Source organism: Caballeronia sp. GAWG2-1 (genome assembly GCF_023631405.1).
In the GTDB taxonomy this organism is placed as follows: domain Bacteria; phylum Pseudomonadota; class Gammaproteobacteria; order Burkholderiales; family Burkholderiaceae; genus Caballeronia.
Genome location: NZ_JALQDD010000038.1, coordinates 213000 through 232544, shown reverse-complemented (window position 1 = coordinate 232544; position 19545 = coordinate 213000). Strand labels below are relative to the sequence as shown.

General features: G+C 59.5%; 18 protein-coding genes. 7 read left to right on the top strand and 11 right to left on the bottom strand.

The annotated features are described in order from the left end of the window. Positions 1 to 178: 178 nt before the first annotated feature. Complete coding sequence (locus tag NCR98_RS25400; protein ID WP_244830786.1) at positions 179 to 1240, top strand: zinc-binding metallopeptidase family protein; 1062 nt, start codon at positions 179 to 181, stop codon at positions 1238 to 1240. Between the two features lie 8 nt (positions 1241 to 1248). Here the strand turns inward: NCR98_RS25400 and NCR98_RS25395 are convergent, their stop codons facing one another. Beyond that, positions 1249 to 2286, bottom strand: a complete 1038-nt coding sequence (locus NCR98_RS25395) for an alpha-E domain-containing protein (protein WP_250469366.1) — start codon at positions 2284 to 2286, stop codon at positions 1249 to 1251. 56 nt (positions 2287 to 2342) lie between these two features. Beyond that, the gene (locus NCR98_RS25390) at positions 2343 to 3815 is read right to left on the bottom strand and encodes a circularly permuted type 2 ATP-grasp protein (RefSeq protein WP_250527672.1); all 1473 of its coding nucleotides are present in this window, start codon (positions 3813 to 3815) and stop codon (positions 2343 to 2345) included. A 420-nt stretch (positions 3816 to 4235) separates the two neighbouring features. Between NCR98_RS25390 and NCR98_RS25385 the strand changes: the two genes are divergently transcribed. The 5 genes from NCR98_RS25385 (at position 4236) to NCR98_RS25365 (ending at position 9409) form a co-directional block, all read left to right on the top strand. Next, entirely contained in the window at positions 4236 to 4943 is a 708-nt protein-coding gene (locus tag NCR98_RS25385; RefSeq protein ID WP_250527671.1) for a YceH family protein, read from the top strand. A 282-nt stretch (positions 4944 to 5225) separates the two neighbouring features. Further along, positions 5226 to 5432: a DUF3311 domain-containing protein gene (locus NCR98_RS25380; protein WP_370652249.1), complete on the top strand. Its 207-nt coding sequence runs from the start codon at positions 5226 to 5228 to the stop codon at positions 5430 to 5432. Continuing rightward, positions 5429 to 6910, top strand: a complete 1482-nt coding sequence (gene mctP / locus NCR98_RS25375; RefSeq protein ID WP_250469364.1) for a monocarboxylate uptake permease MctP — start codon at positions 5429 to 5431, stop codon at positions 6908 to 6910. The genes NCR98_RS25380 and mctP overlap by 4 nt, the downstream gene beginning before the upstream one ends. Before the next feature lie 93 nt (positions 6911 to 7003). Further along, positions 7004 to 7942, top strand: coding sequence for an LLM class oxidoreductase (locus NCR98_RS25370; protein WP_250527670.1), 939 nt, complete (start codon positions 7004 to 7006; stop codon positions 7940 to 7942). Positions 7943 to 7948: 6 nt separating this feature from the next. Then, positions 7949 to 9409 carry an amidase gene (locus tag NCR98_RS25365; protein ID WP_250527669.1) on the top strand — a complete coding sequence of 487 codons (1461 nt, stop codon included), beginning with the start codon at positions 7949 to 7951 and terminating at the stop codon, positions 9407 to 9409. A 27-nt stretch (positions 9410 to 9436) separates the two neighbouring features. Here NCR98_RS25365 and NCR98_RS25360 read toward each other — a convergent pair whose 3' ends face one another. Together NCR98_RS25360 and NCR98_RS25355 are read right to left on the bottom strand one after the other, a co-directional pair. After that, complete coding sequence (locus NCR98_RS25360; protein ID WP_250527668.1) at positions 9437 to 9910, bottom strand: H-NS histone family protein; 474 nt, start codon at positions 9908 to 9910, stop codon at positions 9437 to 9439. A 307-nt stretch (positions 9911 to 10217) separates the two neighbouring features. Further along, the gene (locus tag NCR98_RS25355) at positions 10218 to 10658 is read right to left on the bottom strand and encodes a DUF3331 domain-containing protein (RefSeq protein WP_250469359.1); all 441 of its coding nucleotides are present in this window, start codon (positions 10656 to 10658) and stop codon (positions 10218 to 10220) included. Positions 10659 to 11135: 477 nt separating this feature from the next. Here NCR98_RS25355 and NCR98_RS25350 point away from each other — a divergent pair, with 477 nt between their 5' ends. Next, the gene (locus tag NCR98_RS25350; protein WP_244830795.1) at positions 11136 to 11405 is read left to right on the top strand and encodes a DUF1488 family protein; all 270 of its coding nucleotides are present in this window, start codon (positions 11136 to 11138) and stop codon (positions 11403 to 11405) included. A gap of 6 nt (positions 11406 to 11411) precedes the next feature. On the opposite strand, the gene NCR98_RS25345 is transcribed toward NCR98_RS25350, so the two are convergent. The 7 genes from NCR98_RS25345 to NCR98_RS25315 form a co-directional block, all read right to left on the bottom strand. Then, positions 11412 to 12701, bottom strand: a complete 1290-nt coding sequence (locus NCR98_RS25345; RefSeq protein ID WP_250527667.1) for a c-type cytochrome — start codon at positions 12699 to 12701, stop codon at positions 11412 to 11414. Positions 12702 to 12712: 11 nt separating this feature from the next. After that, on the bottom strand, positions 12713 to 14947 hold the full coding sequence (locus NCR98_RS25340) for a xanthine dehydrogenase family protein molybdopterin-binding subunit (protein ID WP_250527666.1): 2235 nt from the start codon (positions 14945 to 14947) through the stop codon (positions 12713 to 12715). A gap of 1 nt (position 14948) precedes the next feature. Further along, positions 14949 to 15404 carry a (2Fe-2S)-binding protein gene (locus tag NCR98_RS25335; RefSeq protein ID WP_244830799.1) on the bottom strand — a complete coding sequence of 152 codons (456 nt, stop codon included), beginning with the start codon at positions 15402 to 15404 and terminating at the stop codon, positions 14949 to 14951. Positions 15405 to 15725: 321 nt separating this feature from the next. Beyond that, positions 15726 to 16514, bottom strand: coding sequence for an aspartyl/asparaginyl beta-hydroxylase domain-containing protein (locus tag NCR98_RS33520; RefSeq protein ID WP_250527665.1), 789 nt, complete (start codon positions 16512 to 16514; stop codon positions 15726 to 15728). Between the two features lie 105 nt (positions 16515 to 16619). Continuing rightward, positions 16620 to 17693, bottom strand: coding sequence for an alcohol dehydrogenase catalytic domain-containing protein (locus NCR98_RS25325; protein WP_250469351.1), 1074 nt, complete (start codon positions 17691 to 17693; stop codon positions 16620 to 16622). Positions 17694 to 17725: 32 nt separating this feature from the next. Then, positions 17726 to 18763, bottom strand: coding sequence for an NAD(P)-dependent alcohol dehydrogenase (locus tag NCR98_RS25320; RefSeq protein ID WP_250511042.1), 1038 nt, complete (start codon positions 18761 to 18763; stop codon positions 17726 to 17728). Positions 18764 to 18795: 32 nt separating this feature from the next. After that, complete coding sequence (locus NCR98_RS25315) at positions 18796 to 19545, bottom strand: SDR family oxidoreductase (RefSeq protein ID WP_250527664.1); 750 nt, start codon at positions 19543 to 19545, stop codon at positions 18796 to 18798.

The window sequence follows — 19545 nt, the reverse complement described above, 5'->3', positions numbered from 1 at the left end:
TTTATTCAAATGACGCCGCACACGGACAGTGCATCGTGCGCGTCTTATCTGTTGTTTAGCGTTGCTGTAACGCCAGGCGGGAAGAGCGCTTAACGCGGCACGATGATTGCGTGGACTGCGCGCATCCACGAACACCGCGTCGGTTCCGACGCGAACTCCACCCCTTCCGGCTATCACGATGAAGACTTTTCACTGCAACCGCTGCGATCAGCTCGTGTTCTTCGAGAACACACACTGCGAAAATTGCGGCGCGCGGCTTGGCTACGTGCCCGAACTCAATCAGATCAGCGCATTCGAGGAAACCGGCGACGGCCAATGGAAAAGCCTGCATCCCCTCGCGAAAGACATGTTGTACCGCCCGTGTCATAACTACGAGGTCGAGAACGTCTGCAACTGGGTGGTTCCCGCCGACTCGCCGGAAACGCTCTGCTGCTCCTGCAAGCTCACGAGCGTCATTCCCAACCTCGACAATCCCGACAACCGCACCTACTGGTATCGGATCGAGGCGGCCAAGCGGCGCTTGCTCTATACGCTTTCCGAGCTCGGCCTGCCGGTGATCTCGCGGCAGGAAGACCCGGAACGCGGCCTCGAATTCCGCTTTCTCGAAGGCGATTCGCAAGGCCACGGCGTGATGACGGGTCACGACAACGGCATCATCACGCTCAACATCGCGGAAGCCGACGACGCGCATCGCGAGAAAACGCGCGCCGATCTGCATGAGCCGTATCGCACCTTGCTCGGTCATTTCCGCCATGAAACAGGGCACTATTTCTTCGATCGCCTGATTGGCGACACCGCGCGAATTGCGCCATATCGCACTGCATTCGGCGACGAGCAGCAGGACTACAACGCCGCGCTCCAGCGCCATTACAACGAGGGACCGCCTCCCAACTGGGAAGAGAACTTCGTGAGCAGCTATGCCACGATGCATCCGTGGGAGGACTGGGCCGAGACCTGGGCGCATTACCTGCATATCGTCGATACGCTCGATACCGCCGTGTCCTGCGGCCTCGCGCTCGTCCCCGACAGTCCGCATGAACCGACGCTTACCGACCAGACGCCTGTCGAGGAAACCACCTTCGATAACCTGATGAAACGCTGGTTTCCGTTGACCTATGTGCTCAACAGCCTGAACCGCAGCCTGGGCATGCCCGATGGTTATCCGTTCACGCTCGCCCCGGCGGTGATCGACAAGCTGCGCTTCGTGCATCGCGTCGTCGCGGCGGCGTCGAAACGCTAGGGACGCGTTCAAGCGGAGCCTTGCGACTGGCTCTGCGACTGACCCGTCCCCTGCGTTTGCGTCTGCGTTTGCGAGGGCTCCTGAGTCGCTTCCGGCGTCTCGGGAGCGATAGGCAAGAGGAACTCGCGGCTGATACGGCCTGCAAGATCGTTTACGCGCGCGAGAAAGCTCACAAGATACGCGTGCAGCCCCGCTTGCAGAATCTCGCTGATGCGTCCCGTTCTAAGCTCGGCGCTCAACTGCGCCGCCAGGCGCGACGCCTCGGTCTCGCGACCCTTGGTGACATGACGGATGAGCAGCTCCGCTTCGGCAATGCTCGCCGCAAGCGAGCGCGGCCATTCGCCATAGAGGATCAAGAGGCCCGCAACGCGCTCGGGGGTAATGACATCGCGATACACCCGGCGATACACCTCGAAGCCCGATACCGAGCCCAGCACGGCGGTCCAGTGGTGATAATCGAACGGCTGCGCGGAGGTATCGGCGCGCTGCTCCATCATCTCGAACTTCACATCGAGAATGCGAGCCGTATTATCCGCACGTTCGATGAAGGTTCCGAGACGCATGAAGTAAAACGCATCGTCCTTGACGAGCGTGCCGAGCTGAACCCCGCGCGAGAGATGCGAACGAAACTTCACCCACTCGAAGAAGGTATAGGGCTCGCGCTCGAGAATGCCATCGGCCAGCATGCGCTGACAGTCGAGCCACGTCGTATTGAGCGATTCCCACAACTCGCTGTTCGTCGAACTGCGTACAGCGCGTGCATTCTCGCGAGCAGCCCGCAGACAACTCACGATGGACGAGGGATTCGACATGTCCCGCGCCATGAAGTCGACGACCTCGTGGCTCTTCATGCCGTGGTGCGCGGCGGAATAGATGCCGCTTAGTTCGGAGATGGAAAGCATCGCGCGCCAGCCCAGTTCCGCATATTCGTCGGACTGCGGCAAGAGCGAAAGCTGATAGTTCGCGTCGAGCATGCGCGCGGTGTTTTCGGCGCGTTCGGTATAGCGCGCCATCCAGAAGAGATGATCCGCGGTACGGCTCAGCATGGGTTTTCCCGGTTGTAGATATGGAGGTTCGCGTCTCGATTCTCGAGCCGGGGCTCTTAGCGTTCAAGCACCCACGTGTCCTTGGTTCCGCCTCCTTGCGACGAATTCACAACAAGAGAACCTTCACGTAGCGCGACCCGAGTAAGGCCGCCCGGCACCATGCGCACCTCGTTGCCCGACAGCACGAACGGACGCAGATCGATATGGCGAGGTGCGATGCCTGCCTCCACATACGTCGGGCATGTCGATAGCGCGAGCGTAGGCTGCGCGATGTATTTGTCCGGATGCGCTTCGAGCACCTTGCGAAACTCGGCGATCTGCGCGGTCGTCGATGCCGGGCCGACCAGCATGCCGTAGCCGCCCGCGCCATGCGTTTCCTTCACGACGAGTTCGGGCAAGTGATCGAGCACATACTTGAAGTCGTCTGGCTTGCGGCACATCCATGTCGGCACGTTGTTGAGTATCGGCTCTTCGCCGAGATAGAAGCGCACCATGTCCGGCACATACGGGTAGATCGATTTGTCGTCGGCAATGCCTGTTCCTACCGCATTGCAGAGTGACACGTTGCCCGCGCGATATGCCGAGATGAGGCCCGGAACGCCGAGCGACGAATCTTCGCGGAACACGAGCGGATCGAGGAAGTCGTCATCCACGCGGCGATAGATCACATCGACGCGCTGCGGCCCTTGCGTCGTGCGCATATACACGAAGTCGTGGTCGACGAAGAGATCCTGTCCTTCGACCAACTCGACGCCCATTTGCTGCGCTAGGAACGTGTGCTCGAAATACGCCGAGTTATACATGCCGGGCGTCATCACGACGATCGTCGGATTTTCAACGCCTGCGGGCGCCGCCGCGCGCAATGTATCGAGCAGCAAATCGGGGTAATGCGCAACCGGCGCCACGCGGTTACGCGCGAACAGATCGGGAAAGAGCCGCATCATCATCTTACGGTTTTCAAGCATGTAGGACACGCCCGATGGCACACGCAGATTGTCTTCGAGTACGTAGAACTCGCCTTGGCCGGCACGAACGATGTCGATACCCGCGATATGCGCATAGATGTCGCGCGTCACCTTAACGCCGCGCATCTCCGGCCGATACTGCGAGTTGTTGAGAATCTGCGCCTCGGGAATGATGCCCGCGCGAATGATGTTCTGCTCGTGATAGATGTCGTGAATGAACCGATTGAGCGCATTGACGCGTTGCCGCAAACCGCGCTCCAGCGCTTTCCATTCGTCTGCGGGAAAGATGCGCGGAATGACATCGAAGGGAATGGTACGTTCGGGAATGCTGCCGGATGTATCGCTCGTTCCGTAGACTGCGAACGTAATGCCGACGCGGCGAAAGTTGAGATCGGCTTCGGCGCGCTTGAGGCTGATTTGCTGTTCGCTCTGCGCGATGAGCCAGGTCATGAAATCGCGGTAATGCTTGCGCGGATCGCCCACCTCATTGAAGGCTGCCGCTGGCACACCGCGCGCCTCCAGCACGCTTTGCTCGAACATCTCGTTGAAGAATGCTTGCGTCATAACCGGTCTTCCATATGAAGTGCATGCTGGGGCGGCGCCCCTTCGCTCGTAATTCTGGTTGCACTCGCAAACGCTCGAAAGCCTAACGACGCGGCCGACCGGACTCAACCGGTATGTCGTGTTGTTTCTTAGGCGACCTCTAAGCGCGATGCCAACGATAGGCACGATTTTCGTCTGCATCGAATGCGCGGGCAGCCCAGTGCCGTTCAATCGAAAAGCAACTTCAATGCCAATGGTACAAGCCGGAATTAAACACCTTTATATTGCGCCGATGCCAACATCCATGCACCATAAAAGCGCATCGGTCCGAACGAGTGCACAGTCTCAGGAAGCCAGACGGCCGCACGGCGGTGCGCGTACGCATGAATCGTTGCGCTCCACCGGTATCATAAGCGTCTCACCGCCAGTCTCCGAACGTTTATGAATACGCCCTCTTCTCCCGCTTCGCGCCCTGCCTTGCGCGAACTCACGCCACTCGAAGCACGCGTCCTCGGCGTGCTCGTCGAAAAGCAGCATACCGTGCCGGACACTTATCCTTTATCGCTCAACTCCCTCACCTCGGGATGCAACCAGAAGACCGCCCGGGCTCCAGTCATGAACGTGAGCGAGGACGAAGTCCTCACGACCATCGACGGATTGAAGCGCCTCTCGCTCGTGATGGAAGGCAGCAGCAGCCGCGTGCCGCGTTTCGAACATAACGTCAATCGTGTGCTTGGTATGCCGAGCCAATCGGTTGCCTTGCTCGCTACGTTGTTCCTGCGCGGCCCGCAAACCGCCGCGGAATTGCGCTCGAACAGCGCGCGTCTGCATGGCTTCGCGGACATCTCCTCCGTGGAGAGCTTTCTCGATGAGCTCGCTTCCAACGACCCGCCGCGCGTAATGAAATTGCCGCGCGTGCCGGGCGAGCGCGAAAGCCGCTGGGTGCATTTGCTATGCGGCGAAGTGAGCATGAGCGATTTCCCCGTGCGCGATGTCGCTGAACGCGAGTCTTGGTCGCCATCGGAAGTCGAATCGCTCAAGGCCGAGCAAAAGCGCCTGACACTCGAAGTCAACCAGCTAAGAGCGATGGTTGAGCGCATGGCGGCTGAATTGGGTATCGACCTCGAAGGATCGTCGGACGAAGCATGAGTGTGTCGATCGATCCTGCGGGCTTTAGCGTCGAGCGTGCAATGCTGGTCGTCTTCAAAGCGGTTCAGCTTTAGCGCATCGTGCCAAGACCAACCAAAGGCGATGGTTTAGCTAATGCTCGACGTAACCGGAAAGGAACACGTAAGCATTAAACGAAGATAGCGTGACATGCGCGCATCAATTACAAATATCTTGGATAATTCGCTCGCAGCGCCAGGCGCAGACAAAAGACGATACTGCGCCGCGCCTCGAACCCGCAACGACGTATGAGGAGAACCAGCGTTGGAACCCGACACGAGCGACCAAAACAAGAACCGTCCATGGCTCTGGGCGACTCTTTTGATTCCCTATATTGCCCTGCTCTGGCTGCCGTTTTATAACGACACGCATCCATCGTTCGCAGGCTTTCCTTTCTTCTACTGGTATCAGTTTCTTTGGGTGCCGCTCACGTCGCTTTTGCTTTATGTCGTGTATCGGGGCATCAAATGAACGATCTCAATCCAGTCAATCCGGTTGCGATGACCATCTTCATCGCGTTCTTTCTATTGGTCACCGTCGTCGGCTTCTTTGCGGCGCGCTGGAAGCGTGGCGATCTTACGCAACTCCATGAATGGGGCTTGGGCGGCCGGCAATTCGGCGTATTGATTTCGTGGTTCCTGGTCGGTGGCGATTTCTATACCGCCTATACGGTGATCGCGGTTCCCGCACTGGTCTATTCGGTCGGCGCGTACGGCTTTTTCGCGCTGCCTTATACGATCATCGTGTACCCGTTCGTGTTCGCGGTAATGCCCAAGCTCTGGAAAATCGCGCACGCCAAGAATCACATCACCGCTGCGGACTATGTGCACGGCGAATACGGCGGCAAGTGGTTTCCTGCTGCCATCGCGTTGACTGGCATCGTCGCGACCATGCCTTATATTGCGCTGCAACTGGTCGGCATGCAGGTGGTCATCAAGGGACTTGGCGTGACGGGCGAATTGCCGTTGATCGTCGCGTTCGTGATCCTCGCGCTCTACACCTACACGAGCGGCCTGCGCGCGCCCGCGATGATCGCGTTCGTCAAGGACATCATGATCTATATCGTCGTGATCGCGGCCGTGTGGGTCATTCCGTCGAAGCTCGGCGGCTATGCGCATGTGTTCGATACCGCCGATCAGTTCTTCAAGGCCAAGGGCGGCGCAACGGGCATCACGCTCAAGCCCGCGCAATTCACGGCGTATGCTTCGCTTGCGCTTGGATCGGCGCTTGCGGCATTCATGTATCCGCATACCATGACCGCCGTGCTGTCTTCGTCGTCCGCGACCACGGTGCGCAAGAACGCAATTTTTCTGCCTGCTTATACCTTGCTGCTGGGCCTGATCGCATTGCTCGGCTATATGGCGATCGCGGCGGGCATTCATGTGAAATCGGCGTCGGATGTCGTGCCCGCGCTCTTCAACACGCTGTTTCCCTCGTGGTTCGTGGGCTTCGCGGCGGCGGCCATTGCCATTAGTGCGCTCGTGCCGGCCGCGATCATGTCGATCGGCGCGGCGAATCTTTTCACACGCAACTTGTGGGGACCGCTGATCTCGCCGGACATGACGCCCGCTTCGGAAGCCGCGACGGCCAAGGTGGTATCGCTCGTCGTGAAGTTCGGCGCGCTGCTGTTCATCGTCTTCCTGCCGACGCAATATGCCATCGACCTGCAATTGCTCGGCGGCGTGTGGATTCTGCAAATATTCCCCGCTATCGTGTTCAGTCTCTACACGCGCCGCATGACGATGCCCGGCCTCTTTCTCGGCTGGCTCGTCGGTATCGTGCTCGGCACTGGACTTGCCATCTCGCAAGGGCTCAAGCCGGTGTATGTCCTGCATGTAGGCGCGGGATCGTGGCCGCTTTATATCGGCCTGATTGCGCTGGCGGTGAATATCGTCGTGACGTTCGCGGTATCGCTCGTGACGCATCGCCGCGTGGTGCCCGCGGTTTAACGCCATGAAAAGCCCGGCGCTTGACGGCGTCGGGCTTCTTTGCCGAGTGATAGTATCGATGGAGCATGCCCTTCTCATCTTCCGTCGAGTGCCATGTCCGCCTCTTCCATTGCGAACACGCTGTTCGCACCCGGCAAGCTCTCCATCGGCCTTACGCTTCCCTTGGTAACGTCGGGCCGGACCGTAGTGGACTTTAGCGAGCAGCTAGAACTCGCGCGTCTTGCAGATCAACTCGGCTTTCGTGCGCTATGGGTGCGCGATGTCCCGCTCAATAGCATCGACTATCCCGATCCCGTCGGACACCTCGATCCGTGGGTTCTGCTCGGCGCGCTTGCATCGAATACGCAGCGTATAGCGCTTGCAAGCGGAGCAATCGTGCTCACGTTGAGACACCCGCTTCATATCGCCAAGGGCGCCGTTTCCGTCAATACGCTTTCGCGTGGACGCTTCATTCTCGGTGTCGGCTCCGGTGACAGGCCGCCTGAATATGCGGCCTTCGGGCGCGATCCTGAAGAACGCCGCGACTTATACAAACGACATTGGGAGACGCTCGCTGCGGCCATCGAGGTGCCCTCGCGCGTCATTCCGGACCGCGAGCCCGAAGGTGCGCCCGCATTCTTTCTGCGGCCTGAGCAGGACGCTTCGATTCCCTTGATCGCAGTCGGCTCCGGCGGTCAAAGCGTCGACTGGATTGCGCGTCACTCGCTTGGCTGGATGACTTATCACCGCAAACCGCAAGCGCAGCGCGGCCGCTATAGCATGTGGCGCGCAGCGGTCGAGCGCGTGTCGCCCGGCGAATTTCGCGCATTCGGCGTGGCCATGCGTCTCGACTTGAGCGAAGATCCCGACGAACCTGCCAGCGATATTTCTCTTGGCTATCGCACGGGTTATCGCGCGTTGATCGACCTGCTGCGCGCCATGCGGAATAACGGCACGCATCATGTCACGCTGAACGTTTCTTCTGAGCGGCGCGAGGCACGCGCGGTCATCGAGGAAGTCGCGAGATACGTGTTACCCGAATTTAATCGCTAAACGCATATGACCAGGCTTGCTTCCTTGCCCACCAACGATATCGTTGCACTCGACGCCATTGCGCTATCCCAAGCTATCCATGCACGAGAAGTATCTTGCGTCGAAGTGATGAGCGCGTATCTGGCGCAAGTGGATCGCCTCAACCCGCAAGTCAACGCGATTGTCGCGATGCAGGATCACGAGAGTCTTTTAAAGCTCGCAAGCGAGCGCGACACGCAGTTGGCGCGTAACGGAAGTCTTGGCGTGTTGCATGGTTTTCCTCAAGCGCCCAAGGACATTTTGCCCGTCGCCGGCATGGTGACGACCAAAGGCTCGCCCCTCTTCGCCAAGCAAATCACGCAAACCGATGCGTTCATTTTCGAACGCACGCGTCGCGCAGGCGCGGTCTTCATTGGCCGCACCAACTCTCCCGAGTTCGGCCTTGGCGGACATACCTATAACCCCGTTTATGGTTTGACGCGCAACGCATTCGATCCATCTCGGTCGGCTGGCGGAAGCAGTGGCGGCGCAGCCGTTGCGGTCGCGTTGCGCATGCTTCCCGTGGCCGATGGATCGGACATGATGGGCTCGCTGCGCACGCCTGCGGCATTCAACAACGTGTTCGGATTTCGCAGTACACCGGGATGCGTGCCGTATGGCCCCGCCGACGAAGTGTTCTATCAGCAATTCAGCGTCGCCGGTCCAATGGCGCGCACGGTCCCCGAACTCGGCTTCCTGCTTTCGGTGCAAGCGGGATTCGATGCGCGCGCCCCACTCTCGCGCCGCGGCGATTCACCGGCGGCATTTGCCAGTGCCTTGGAGCGCGATATGCGTGGCACGCGAATCGGCTGGCTTGGCGATCTAAACGGATATCTGCCTACCGAGACGTCCTTGCTCGATACCTGTAGCGCCGCCTTGCGTCACTTTGAAACGGCAGGTTGCACGGTTGAAGCGGCAGAGTTGAAATTCGATTTTAATCGCTTGTGGCAAGCGTGGATCGATTTACGCAGCTTCGCCATTGCGGGCGCTAATGCGCCGCTTTATCGCGATGCCGCTAAGCGCGCATTGCTAAAGCCCGAAGCCGTATGGGAAATCGAGCGCGGACTGGGTCTTTCGGGAGAAGACGTCTACCGCGCCGCACTGGACCGTTCGGCGTGGTATCAAACGCTGAACGCGCTATTCGAAAGTTATGATTTTCTGGTGCTGCCTGCGGCACAAGTCTTCCCCTTCGATGCCACGCTCAACTGGCCTCATTCCATAGGCGCACGAACAATGGATACCTATCACCGATGGATGGAAATCGTGGTGCCCGCAACCATGGCGTCCTTACCCGCGTTGTCCGCGCCAGCCGGTTTCGGTCCTGCGGGTTTGCCAGCCGGAATACAAATAATCGGGCCGGCGCAAATGGATCTTGCCGTGTTGCAAGTCGGGCTTGCCTACGATCGCGCAAGCGGCTATTCCGGCATGCGCAGTCCGTTGCTTGCTTAGCGGGATTAAACCGCGCTAAGCGCATTTTCAAGTGCTTGCTTCTTGCACGCTTGCCGCTTTTTTTCCTGCCGGACGAGCTTTGCTCTTGGCGCCCGCTGCCTTAGACGATCCGGCCGGACTGTCACGACGCGCGCCCGTTTTGCCGTTTGATGCGCCGTCGATCAAATACACGCTACGGTCTGCTACATCCTTGATCCAGGCCGGTGGACGCGCGTGCCCACTCCAAGTCAGACCGCTCGCGGGATCACGATACTTGGGCGGCATCTTCGATTTCTTGACGGCCTTCCTGGACGAAGCCACATTCTTCGACCCCACCGGACGCCCGCGCTTCTTGACGCCAGGCGAACTGTCGCTCTTGTCGAGATCCGCCGTAGTCAGGCCATATTCCTGCATCAGCGCGCGAATGTTTGCGATGACCTCGCTCGATTTACGTTCACGCAATGCATCTGCACGGCGCTGCAATTTTTGAATCTGAGTTTCCAACTGAGCCAATGTAACCATTCTTCCCCCGTTTGATATCCTGCATAGGTCTAGGGAATGAGCGTACGAGAATTGATAAAGGCTTAAACAATGAAGCATTAATCTCGACGCGCACACTCACCCGTCGAGACATCTTAAAGCGATACCATTGTTATAGCGGCAATCGCTCAAAAGATTACTTTTTATTGCTTTCTGCCTAATTGCGTTCGATGCGCTTAACGTGCTTTAACCGCGCACGGCGCAATGGCTTGATGAATAGGGCGTTGGCGAAACAATCAAAAAAGCGGTGTGGCGAGGCGTGCATTGCACACGCCCTCTTGACGACTTCTCAGCTTTCCTGCGCCATCTCGGCAGGCTCGTGCACATCCGTCACGAGCGCGCCCGCGAGAATCATCGCGCCGCTATTGAGCGGCACGGAACTGCCCACGCGCCTTGGCCGATACACCGGCTGCCCGCGCCTGATCACCTGCCCGCTTAGCACGCACGTTCCGCCCTTGCGCGCCGTGCAAAGCGCCCACACCTGCTCTGAATAATTGAATGAAGTGGGATCGTGCCATGAAAGCGCCAGTGTCGATTCGCTCAAGCGCTCCAACACGCGAATGTTCACGCTTTCCGCGCCCGCCGCCCGCGCTAATGCGTTCGATGGCTCGCGCGTGAAGGCACGCGGCATCAGCCCATGGGTCTCGCCAGACTGCGATCGTCGGCTTGACCGGCTATCGAGCAATGCCAGGGTACGGCTCCAGGGATCCATCGTCGATGGAAGCTTCATGTTCCGCTCCTGCTGGCGGCAACAGACGTCCGCGAAGCGAGCCGGACCGCTGCCTGGTGAACTTTCGGGAATGCACGACGCGCCATCTTTGACACCGGGCGAGCCGCGCCAGGTCGAACCGTTATCGACTCCTGCTCTTGGTGGAGACACTGCTCTGGACATTCGATCTAGAGTAGTACACCTGAGCATGCATTGTTTTTATTTTTCTTTCCATTCTTTTGTCGAAAATGACAAGCGTCGGTAGCTCGTGCGGGCCGTCCGGCCCGCCATTTGAGACGCGGCGGGGAAAGCGAACGCGTAATGCATAAGCGAACGAACGTTCGGCAAACCCTTTAGAATACTTTAGCGGCTTCCCATGTCACCGTAATGAAGGAAGTCGTTCGCCTGCTTGCGCACGTTTGCCGAACGATGAAGCATGCGCGGAGCGGCGAATTTCTGACAAAATAAAAACCGCGAACCGGACAACCCTGTCGAATCATGACAAGCAAGATGAACGTCAATGCCAGCGTCTCGGCGGACCGCGCGTCCGTCAGTTTCGTTGCCTTCTCGCGCGAGCAGGCCATTCAGTGCAACATCACGCGCAAGGCATTGGAGCAATATTTCTGGGCGCCCGTCGGTGCTACCGACGAGCGTCTGCTCAAAGCGTTAAGCGATGGCTACGAGCGCATCAGCGCTCGCGTTCATCGTAAATTCCTTGCTCATCCGTCGAGTTCGGTCACGCTCGACGTCGTCGATTTTTCCACTTGACGCGGCTCAACGCGCCGCCTGCGTCGACTTGCGCATTTTGGTGACGTCCTCGACGTTGACAGCGGGCGTGTTGTTGTTCCATGCGCCGCGAACGAACGTTAGTACGTCCGCTATCTGCTGATCGCTCAGTACCGGCGCATAGCGAGGCATGGGATAAGGCGCCGGCACGCCTTGAATGACGAGGTCGCCAGTACCGTTCAGCGTCACGTTGATGAGCGACGACGCATCCTTTTCCAGCACGTTGGGATTGCCCGCCAAAGGCGCGAGCATCGGCGCAAAGCCACGACCGTCCACGCCGTGGCAATGCATGCAGTACGCCGTGTAGACACGCGCGCCCGAATCCGATGCAGCGGGACGCGCCAGGGACACCTTCGTGGCCTTGGCATCATACGAATACGGCGCGTTGCCGTTACCGCCCGCTGCCGGCAGCGACTTCAGATAACTCGCCATGGCCGCCACATCGCTGTCGTTCATGGCTTGCGTGCTGTTGTTGATCACGCTCGTCATTGCGCCGAATGCGGACGCGTGCCCGTTCGCGCCGGTTTTGAGGAACGTCGCGATATCCTGCTCGCTCCATCGGCCAAGACCGGTGTTGTGTTCGGCGGTGAGGTTCGATGCAAACCAGTTGTCGAGCAAGCCCCCGCTTAAATAGACGCTGCTCGTTTCGTCGAGTCCTTTTTCCTGGAACGCGATACCTCGTGGCGTATGACACGAGCCGCAATGGCCCAGGCCTTGAATGAGATAGGCGCCACGGTTCCAGGCGACATCCTTGCCGGATTTATCGCGGTACACGCCCTTCTCGAGAAATACCAGATTCCAAAGCTTGAGCGGCCAGCGCATGGTAAGCGGCCATTTGAAGTCTGGTTCGCGATTAGCCTGCTTGATCGGCGCGACGCCATGCATGAAATACGCATAAAGCGCATGCATGTCTTCATCGTTGATCTTTGCATAAGACGGATAAGGCATGGCCGGATAAAGATTATGGCCATCCTTGGCAACGCCCTCGCGCAAGGCTTTAGCAAAATCCTCTTCCGTATAACGGCCAATGCCTGTGTCGGGGTCGGGCGTGATATTGGTCGTATAGATGGCGCCTAACGGCGTCATCATCGGCAAGCCGCCGGTCATGGGTTTGCCGCGCGGAGCGGAATGGCAGGCCACGCAATCGCCGGCTTTGGCAAGGTAAGCGCCGCGTGCGACGAGTGCATCGGCGGATGCATCCGCTGCATGCGCGAGTGTCGACGTCACGGCATACGCTGCAAAACAGGCAGCCACGAGAGGCTTGAATACGTTTTTCATGTCGGCCTCCGTCAAGCGCTTTGCAACTGGTTGCCGACTGGTAATTGCCTCAGTCGCTTGCCGGTGGCGGCATAAATCGCATTGGTGATGGCGGGGGCGAGTGCCGCCGTGCCCGGTTCGCCGATTCCTCCCGGCGCTTCGCTGCTCTTGACGATATGCACTTCCACCGGCGGCGTTTCGTGAATACGCAGTATGCGGTAGTCGGTGAAATTGCTCTGCTCGACGCGGCCGTCCTTGATCGTGATCTCGCTATAAAGCGCCGCCGTGATGCCGAAAATGATGCCGCCTTGCACCTGCGCCTCGACCGTATTCGGATTGACGACCATGCCGCAATCCACCGCGCATACGATTCGATTGACCTTCACCGCGCCGGCTTTATCGACCGCGACGTCCGCCACGATTGCGAAGTAACTGCCGAACGCATGCATGACCGACACGCCGCGCCCCTGACCTTGCGGCATGGTTTGCTTGCCCCATTCCGCCGCCTGCGTGGCGACATCGAGCACATTGCGCGCGCGCGGCGACTTGCCGAGCAGATCGCGTCGATACTGCACGGGATCGATCTTCGCCTGCGCCGCGAGTTCGTCGATGAAACTCTCCACGACGAACGTGCCACGCGTCGGTCCCACGCCGCGCCAGAATGCGGTCGGCACCTTGCGTGGCTCCTGGCGCACGTAGTCCACGAGTTGATTCGGCAGATCGTAGGGAAGATCGGCGGAGACTTCCACCGCATCCGGGTCGATGCCATTCTTCACCGCCGGCGGCGCAAAACGCGCGAGCACCGACGAACCGACGATGCGATGCGTCCACGCCACGGGCTTGCCGTTCGCATCGAGACCGGCCGACAGCGTGTCGTGATAGCAAGGACGAAACATGTCGTGCTGAATGTCTTCCTCGCGCGACCATGTGACCTTGACCGGCACGCCAAGCTGCTTGCCTATCTTGAGCGCTTGCGTGGCCATGTCGAATTCGAGCCGTCGACCGAAGCCGCCGCCGAGCAGATGGTTATGCACGACGATCTTTTCGGGCGGCAAGCCCGTGGCTTTGACGCCTGCATCGACGACACGCGTGGGCACCTGAGTGCCTAGCCAGACATCGCAACCATCGGCGCGCACGTGCACCGTGCAGTTGATCGGCTCCATCGTCGCGTGTGCGAGCAACGGCTGCACATAGACGGCATCGACACGCGTCTTGGCATTGGCAAACGCCTTGTCGACATCGCCGTCCTTGCGCGCCACGGCGCCCGAGCGTCGTGATGCGCTCGCCATTTCATCGACAAGTTGTTTCGTCGATGTGTTCGCGCCCGCGCCTTCGTTCCATTCGATCACGAGTGCGGCCGCGCCACGTTTGGCGGCCCACGTATGATCGCCGATGACCGCCACGCCGTTATCGAACTTGATGACCTGCTTCACGCCCGGGATTTTTTTGGCGTGACTGTCGTCGACGGAAACGAGCGTGCCGCCGAACACCGGGCAGTTCACGATGGCCGCATAGACCATGTCGGGCAAGCGCACGTCGAGACCGAATACCGCCGTGCCATCCACTTTTTCGGGAGAATCCAAACGCTTGGCGGGCGTGCCGATCAGCTTGAAGTCCTTGGGGTCTTTAAGCTTGATGTCTTTGGGAACCGGCAATTTGGCGGCTGCTTCGACGAGTTCGCCATAACTTGCGCTGCGCCCGCTCGATGCCTGCGTGACCTTGCCGCCTGCGGCGCTGCATGTCGATGCATCGCATTGCCATTGCTGCGCGGCAGCCGCTATGAGCGTCATGCGTGCGGCGGCGCCTGCCTTGCGCATCGGTTCCCATGCATAACGAATCGACGTTGAACCGCCGGTGAGTTGACCGCCCAGCAACGGGTCCATGAAAAGCTTTTCGTTGGGCGGCGCATGCGCAATCGCTACGCTGTCGAGCGGCACTTCCAGCTCTTCGGCGATCAACATGGGCAGCGCCGTATAAACGCCTTGTCCCATCTCGACCTTTGGCATGATGAGCGTGACCTTGCCGTTCTTGTCGATCTGCACGAAGGCGTTGGGCGCGAATACGCCGTCTTGCGGCGTTTCGACACCATCGCCGGCAATAACGGACTTGCCGCTCTTCTGATCCTGGCTCGCGGCCGGCAGACTAAAGCCGATCAATAAGCCGCCGCTGGCAGCCGCGCCTATCGTTACGCCGAACTTGAGAAATGCACGGCGCGAGAATGCCCCGCGCGACGCATGACGTCCCGCCTCGATTAAGCCTTGCGACATCTCAGGCCTCCTTCGCGGCTTGCTTGATCGCCGCGCGGATGCGGTGATACGTCCCGCAGCGGCAGATGTTGCCCGCCATCGCGGCGTCGATGTCGTCGTCGGTCGGATTGGGAACGGTCGTGAGCAATGCGGTCGCGGACATGACTTGTCCGGACTGGCAGTAGCCGCACTGCACCACATCCAGCTGACGCCATGCGGTTTGCACCTTCTTGCCAGCGGGTGTGTCGCCGACGGCTTCGATCGTCGTCACCTTGCGCTCACCGACAGCCGCCACAGGCAGCACGCATGAACGCACGGCGACGCCGTCGAGATGAACGGTGCAGGCGCCGCATTGCGCGATGCCACAGCCGAACTTGGTGCCCGTCAGGCCCACAAGATCGCGCAGCACCCAAAGCAAGGGCATGTCGGGCGGCGCATCGACGGTATGCGTCTGGCCGTTGATGGAAAGCGTGGTCATTGGGCGGCTCCGGCTTATTAATGGTTATCGGATATCGCATGAGGCTGAAGGCGTGGGGCGGCCGTCAGTCTTTGAATTCATCGCGTCTCGAATGCAAGGCGACTAAGCACGAGGCAAGCGGATTGTAGCGCCGCATTAAAAAAGGAGCATGGATGGCGACGCCTTTAGCTCAGACGGCTTTAGCACCATGTTGCTTTGCAGGCTTAAGGAATGAGGCATTTGCTTTAAGGCGTCAACATAAAGTATCGAGCGCGATCGACAGTTAGTTGCATGATAAAAGCTAAGGCGAGTTGCTTCACGGCCCTCTCGCCTATTGGCAAGCTAGCGAATCATTTCCCAGTTTGCATAGAACACACGTCGCATGGACATGACGCCAAGACGCACCGCCGCGACCATGACGTCAAGCACGCGCGCAAAATGCGAAGGCCTCAAGACATCGAGAAAAATGCAGTACCGCAAGCGATCGGATTCGTTGACCGACCGATGCACGAGCGTATCGTCGAAAATGAATAGCGGATCGTCGTGCCAATAATGACGAAGCCCCGCTACTTCGATAAAGACATTTTCGTCGTCGATAGGACGGAGGTTGTAAAGACAACGCAAGGTAAGACGCAGCGGTCCGTAATGCACTGACGTACTCTGCCGCTCATTGAAAACCGATATGCCGATGGTCTTGACGTATTTGAAGTCGCGCGCCATTTCCGGTAAGTCAAGCGAACTATCGACAGGCATGCCATACCAGCGCACGAAACACATGCCGCGGCGCTTGCTTGCCATTTGCCCTCCGAGGCGCGCGTTCACTAGCGGAAGATGGTCGTTGAAAGCGGCGATGATCGAGCGGATCTCGTCTTGATGCGCGGCCGGTAACTGCGAGAGATCGTAGACGCCGTGATTCCGTTCGCAGATGAGATCGACCAGCAAATTGAAGGGAGAAAGCACCCACGTAAGCAGGCCATTGCCAAGAAAATAACGCCGCCAGTTTGCTGCATCGAACTGGCGGCTGCGTTGAAAATCCGCTAAGCCGCTTGCCAGGAAACAGAGCGCAAGGACAGGCAAGAACTTTAGAAGAAGCGCCAGAATCGCAAGATAGAGCAGATCCTTTCGTCTCACATTCGGCCTCGGCGAGCGTCGTCGTTGACCGTTACATCTTAGTACGGGTTATGTCAGCGAGAAAACGCCTGCTTAAGAAAATGCGGCGCGCTTGCAACACCTGCTTCAAGCGCTCTTAGGCTTGAGCAAAACCTTGATTGAGTCGAGTGAATTGGCGGTCTTGATCGCTTCGTCCCATTCTTCCAGGGAAAAGTCGTGCGTGACGATGCCCTTGGAAGTCACGAGCCCGCGCGCCAGCAAGTCGATAGCGATGGGATAGCAATAAGGACCGAGATGCGCGCCGCGCACGTCGAGTTCTTTGCGGTCGCCGATGATCGACCAGTCGACCGTCGTATCCGCACCGAACACGGAGAACTCCACGAAGCGTCCGAGCTTGCGAATCAATTCCAGCCCTTGCGACACGCCGGCAGGCACGCCCGTGGTTTCGATATAGACATCGCAACCGTATTGGTCCGTGATCGAGCGGATGATGTCGAGCGCGTTATCGCTCTTGGGATTGATGGTGATATCCGCACCGTATTCGCGCGCGAGTTCCAGCCGCTCATCCACGAGATCGATCACGACCAGCTTCCTAGGCGTCTTGAGATGCGCGACTTGCGTCATCATCAAGCCGAGCGGTCCCGCGCCTGCGATCACGACGACATCGCTTAGCTGAATATCGCCGCGATTCACCGTATGAATGGCACACGCGAGCGGTTCGATGATCGCGGCATCTTCGAGCGAGATGCCGTCCGGAATCTTGTGAACGATGGCTGTCGGCGGGAAGCGCATGTATTCGGCCATGCCGCCATCCGCCACTTCACGCTGAAAGCCGAAGATGTTATGCACTTCGCACATCCAGTATTGCCCGGACTTGCAATAGCGGCACTTCGCGCACGGCACGATCTGTTCGGCGATCACGCGGTCACCCTCGTTCACGCCGAAGTGCTCGGCCGCGCCCTCGCCCAGTTCTTCCACGTAGCCGAAGAATTCATGGCCTGGAATGACCGGCGCCTTGACCCAAGGGTTCGGGCCGCCCCAGAACATCTTTGCGCCCGACCAGCATTTGCAGTCGCTCGCGCAGATTCCGCATGCGGCAATGCGAATGACGATCTCGTTTCTGCCCGGCGTCGGGCGCGCGACGCGCTCCACGCGATAGTCCTTCGGCGCGCGGCACACAATGGCCGTCATATCCGTCATGTTCGTGTCTCCGGTTATCGTTTTGGCGTTCGTTATTCTTCGAGCACGATCTGCACTTTCACATCCGTAGGCAGGCCGCTCGATGCTTCCTCGAACGCCTTGATACCATCGGCGAAGGGGAATGTGCGCGAGATGAACGGCTTCACATCGAGCTTGCCGGATGCGATCAGCTGGATCGCACGCGGAAAAATATTCGCGTAGCGGAATACGGATTCGATGCGCGCTTCCTTGATCTGCACGGCGACCACATCCAGGGCAATGGCGCGCTGCGGCATGCCGACCAGCACTAGGCAGCCACCGGGACACAACAGATCGACAATGCCCTCGAAGGCCTTTTCATTACCGCTCGCCTCGATCACGATATCCGCGCCCCAGCCGTCGGTCAGTTCGGCGATCACGTCCTTCGCATTGCGTTCGCGGATATTCACGGCCGTCACGCCCTGCACCGCGCCAATGAGATCGAGCTTCTCCTGCACGAGATCGCAGACGATGGCGCGGCTGCATCCCCCCGCGAGCGCCGCCAGCGCGCACATCATGCCGATGGTGCCCGCACCCAGCACGACGGCGACATCGCCCGGCTTGATCGCGGCTTTCTTCGCGGCCTGCAAGCCGATGGAGAGCGGCTCGACGATCGCGCCTTCGGCAAAGCTCACGTTGTCCGGCAACTTGTACGTGAAGGCCGCGGGATGCACGACGAACGGCGCGAGACAGCCATGCACGGGCGGCGTGGCCCAGAAGCGCACCTTGGGGTCGAGGTTATAAAGCCCTTCACGCGATGCACGCGACTCCATGTCCGGCACGCCGGGTTCCATGCACACGCGGTCGCCCGCCTTGAGATTGCTCACTTCATCGCCGACCTCGATGACCGTGCCCGACGCTTCATGCCCGAGCACCATCGGCTCATTGACGACGAACGGTCCTATGCGGCCATGCTGGTAATAGTGAATGTCGCTGCCGCAAATGCCCACCGTGTGAATGCGGATACGCACGTCGCGCGGTCCGACCACCTGCGGCAAGCTGAACGGCCGCAAGCTGATACGCCGTGCTTCTTCGAGAACCAGTGCTTCCATCGTCGTTCCTTCCTTGAAATGTTTATTGTTGGCTAGCCCGCCTGAAAGCCGCCGTCGATGGCGAGGCTCACGCCGCTGACCATGCTGGAATCGTCGCTTAGCAGATAGGCGATGGAGCGCGCCACTTCCACGGGCTGCACGAAGCGGTTCAGCGGAATGCGCGCGAGCATCGGGCCGGATTTGACGGGGTCGCTCCAGGCTCGCTCGGCCATGGGCGTCATCGTCACGACAGGGTTCACGGCGTTGACGCGGATGCCGTGCGGTCCGAGTTCGACGGCCATCACGCGCGTCATTGCGTCGAGTCCGCCCTTGGACGCGCAATACGCCGCATGCAACGGCAAGCCGACGGTCGCCGACAAGCTCGACACGTTGACGATGGCCCCGCCCGCATTGCGCGCGATCATGCTCTTCGCGCACTCCTGCGCGACGATCATCGCGGCGCGCACGTTGACGTTCATGGTGAGATCGAACGCTTCGGCGGTCGTCTCGAGAAACGGCTGCAATTGCGCGATGCCCGCGCAGTTCACGAGCAGATCGACCGGTTGCGCGCCGCGCGCGGCTTCGCGGGTGGCATCGGCATTTGCGAGATCGACGGCAATGGTTTCGCAGCCGGTCTCTTCCTTGAGTTGCACGAGGTCGGCAGCGCTGCGGCTCAAGGCAACGACCCGCGCGCCGCGTTCGATCAGGAGATGCACGGTCGCGTGGCCGATGCCCTTGCCCGCGCCGGTGACGAGCACGGTCTTGCCTGCAAACTCGCGGTTACGGTCGATGGTGTCGGTCAT

Excerpts from the sequence above, each read along its gene's own strand:
- NCR98_RS25400 (WP_244830786.1), top strand. The coding sequence starts at position 179 with ATGAAGACTTTTCACTGCAACCGCTGCGATCAGCTCGTGTTCTTCGAG.
- NCR98_RS25395 (WP_250469366.1), bottom strand. The coding sequence starts at position 2,286 with ATGCTGAGCCGTACCGCGGATCATCTCTTCTGGATGGCGCGCTATACC.
- NCR98_RS25390 (WP_250527672.1), bottom strand. The coding sequence starts at position 3,815 with ATGACGCAAGCATTCTTCAACGAGATGTTCGAGCAAAGCGTGCTGGAG.
- NCR98_RS25385 (WP_250527671.1), top strand. The coding sequence starts at position 4,236 with ATGAATACGCCCTCTTCTCCCGCTTCGCGCCCTGCCTTGCGCGAACTC.
- mctP (WP_250469364.1), top strand. The coding sequence starts at position 5,429 with ATGAACGATCTCAATCCAGTCAATCCGGTTGCGATGACCATCTTCATC.
- NCR98_RS25370 (WP_250527670.1), top strand. The coding sequence starts at position 7,004 with ATGTCCGCCTCTTCCATTGCGAACACGCTGTTCGCACCCGGCAAGCTC.
- NCR98_RS25365 (WP_250527669.1), top strand. The coding sequence starts at position 7,949 with ATGACCAGGCTTGCTTCCTTGCCCACCAACGATATCGTTGCACTCGAC.
- NCR98_RS25360 (WP_250527668.1), bottom strand. The coding sequence starts at position 9,910 with ATGGTTACATTGGCTCAGTTGGAAACTCAGATTCAAAAATTGCAGCGC.
- NCR98_RS25355 (WP_250469359.1), bottom strand. The coding sequence starts at position 10,658 with ATGAAGCTTCCATCGACGATGGATCCCTGGAGCCGTACCCTGGCATTG.
- NCR98_RS25350 (WP_244830795.1), top strand. The coding sequence starts at position 11,136 with ATGACAAGCAAGATGAACGTCAATGCCAGCGTCTCGGCGGACCGCGCG.
- NCR98_RS25345 (WP_250527667.1), bottom strand. The coding sequence starts at position 12,701 with ATGAAAAACGTATTCAAGCCTCTCGTGGCTGCCTGTTTTGCAGCGTAT.
- NCR98_RS25340 (WP_250527666.1), bottom strand. The coding sequence starts at position 14,947 with ATGTCGCAAGGCTTAATCGAGGCGGGACGTCATGCGTCGCGCGGGGCA.
- NCR98_RS25335 (WP_244830799.1), bottom strand. The coding sequence starts at position 15,404 with ATGACCACGCTTTCCATCAACGGCCAGACGCATACCGTCGATGCGCCG.
- NCR98_RS25325 (WP_250469351.1), bottom strand. The coding sequence starts at position 17,693 with ATGACGGATATGACGGCCATTGTGTGCCGCGCGCCGAAGGACTATCGC.
- NCR98_RS25320 (WP_250511042.1), bottom strand. The coding sequence starts at position 18,763 with ATGGAAGCACTGGTTCTCGAAGAAGCACGGCGTATCAGCTTGCGGCCG.
- NCR98_RS25315 (WP_250527664.1), bottom strand. The coding sequence starts at position 19,545 with ATGACCGACACCATCGACCGTAACCGCGAGTTTGCAGGCAAGACCGTG.